Below are 1,227 nucleotides of genomic sequence, written 5' to 3'. Positions count from 1 at the left end.
CTTTTGGTATGACGCAATCCTATTGAATTTTCTACCTTTACTGTCTTTTGCCATGTCTGTTCCTCCTATGAGTTCTATCCTTGATTCACATTAATCCTGGAATGATCTATTTCTACGCAAGTCTTGAAGCACTAATTTTGCTAAGTAACCTGAACGAGTCTCATGAGTTTCTTTTAATGAACCATCTAAAATGGTTAATACGTATTTTGGCCAGCTAACATTAAATCTTGTCGCTTCATCTGTTAATGCGCTAAGATCTACGTCAACCAACGAAAACATACCATCATGATATTCATCATAAGTTTTTAAGGCTTCTATATCGCTGAATTTAAATTCATGATATACGCCATCCTCAATTAATCCTTCTATATGAAAAAGAATCGCCTCTTTAGCATTTTGCAATGCTTCATCTACGGTTACACCTGCTGAGTAACATCCAGGAATATCAGGAACAGTTACGCCATAATCCGTATCGGCATCCTTATGGATCACTACCGGAATGTACATGGTTAACTCCTAATCTCTCTCATTACTCATTAAACGTAGTAAGTCATTCTGAACTCTACCGGGAAGGCAAAGCCTTCCCGGTGAGGAATCATTCAGCTATCCCGGCCTGCTTAAGGATACTTTTTACAGTTCCCTTAGGCAGGTCTTTGTTCGGGTGAGGAATGGTTACGCGACCCTTTTTAGTAGGATGTTTAAACTGCACATGACTACCTTTTTGGGCCACTTTTTCCCATCCATCGAGCTGAATTCTTCGGATTATGTCTTCAGAAGAACTCATGCTACGTACCTTATGGTTGTGCTCTGCTTTTGCGGAGCTGGGTTCCTTTCGTCTCCATCAAAAGCGGAAACTTTCGACAATAATACACACGATTACACACGGTGTCAATCTCTGTGTGTAATCGTGTGTATTCAAGCGGTAAGGAAAGTTGCTTTGTTTCTGCTTGATTGAATGATTTTCTTGAGATCTATCTGTGCTGTCGGTAATCTTCCTTTGAAACGAAAAAACCGCCTGGGGAGGCGGTTTTTTCGAGGGTTCAGTAAGTTGGGGAACTTCTGAACCGTGGTAACAGGGTGTACAAGACCGCTGAAACCAAATTCTGTCCTTTCAGTGTAGCCGCAGTTGGGTTGCCACTTCAAGAACTCTCATTCAGTTAATCTCTTGTACACCTCTACCAACGGCTGCTGCCAGTGGCGCTTTGTCGTGTCTTTCCGGGTTGGACT

2 protein-coding genes are annotated in these 1,227 nt (G+C 41.9%); both read right to left on the bottom strand.

What is annotated here, in order from left to right; all coding sequences use genetic code 11:
* Nucleotides 1-90: 90 nt before the first annotated feature.
* Nucleotides 91-507 carry a type II toxin-antitoxin system HicB family antitoxin gene (locus HMPREF3138_RS25250; protein WP_038873320.1) on the bottom strand — a complete coding sequence of 139 codons (417 nt, stop codon included), beginning with the start codon at nt 505-507 and terminating at the stop codon, nt 91-93.
* A gap of 88 nt (nt 508-595) precedes the next feature.
* Entirely contained in the window at nt 596-784 is a 189-nt protein-coding gene (locus HMPREF3138_RS25245) for a type II toxin-antitoxin system HicA family toxin (protein WP_071605287.1), read from the bottom strand.
* Nucleotides 785-1,227 lie beyond the last annotated feature (443 nt).

Origin of the sequence: Serratia sp. HMSC15F11, from assembly GCF_001808215.1 — a bacterium.
Lineage (GTDB): Bacteria > Pseudomonadota > Gammaproteobacteria > Enterobacterales > Enterobacteriaceae > Serratia > Serratia nevei.
The sequence above is the reverse complement of the archived record's forward strand: the minus strand, read 5'-3'. Positions and strand labels throughout refer to the sequence as shown.

Excerpts from the sequence above, each read along its gene's own strand:
- HMPREF3138_RS25250 (WP_038873320.1), bottom strand. The coding sequence starts at position 507 with ATGTACATTCCGGTAGTGATCCATAAGGATGCCGATACGGATTATGGC.
- HMPREF3138_RS25245 (WP_071605287.1), bottom strand. The coding sequence starts at position 784 with ATGAGTTCTTCTGAAGACATAATCCGAAGAATTCAGCTCGATGGATGG.